Here is a 709-nt window from a genome sequence, read left to right as displayed (position 1 = left end):
GTGGTGGATGGGGGGCATGGGTGGTGGTAGCCGGTGGGGGACGGTAGGGGAAAGTCGACCATCGGGTCTCCACCTGGGCGTCATGACCGGGTTCGGCTGTCGTACTGGAATGGGGGTGTGATCGACCAATGCCTCCGGTCCGGCTACCGGGTTCCGGAACGACGTCTGTGGTGGTGTGCGGGCTGGGTGGGCTGCGCCGGGTGGGCGGGGCTGTTCCCGCTGGTTTCGGGGCTCGGGCCGCACCGGGGGTGGGGGGCCGTCGCCGCGGTCGGGTACCTGCTGGCCGCGGGTGTGGCGCTGCTGCCGCGCGGGGTCGCTCGTGCGGGTGCGGTCGGGCTGTCCGCGTTGACGGCGTTCGGCGGGGCCGTGCTGGTGCCGGGGGTGCTGCTGGTCGGGCGGGGCAGCGGGCAGAGCGAGGTGGCGGTGCTGGCCCGGGCCGGGGATCTGCTGCTGGCGCACGGTTCGCCGTACCTGGCCGCGCCGGCGGGCCCCGCCGAGGTGACGCCCTACCTGCCCGGGATGGCCCTGTTCGGGCTGCCGCACGCGCTGTTCCGGGGCGGTGGCGGGCCGGTGGCCGATCCGCGGGTCTGGTGCGCGGTCGCGTTCCTGGCCGCCGGGTGGGCCGCGTGGCGGGCGCTGCCCGTGCGGGTCGGGGTGCGGTCGGCGGTGCGGGAGCGGGTGTTGGTCGGGGCGGGGTGGGGGGCCGGGC

Annotated in this window: 1 pseudogene; it reads left to right on the top strand. The window is 76.9% G+C overall.

Features of this window, described 5'->3' with window-relative positions:
• Positions 1–186 precede the first annotated feature (186 nt).
• Positions 187–709, top strand: a pseudogene (locus IH44_RS42185) (hypothetical protein); the annotation flags it as partial.

The sequence above is a fragment of the Kitasatospora sp. NRRL B-11411 genome, assembly GCF_000721345.1.
GTDB classification, from domain to species: domain Bacteria; phylum Actinomycetota; class Actinomycetes; order Streptomycetales; family Streptomycetaceae; genus Kitasatospora; species Kitasatospora cineracea.
This window is presented reverse-complemented; position numbering and strand designations above follow the sequence as displayed.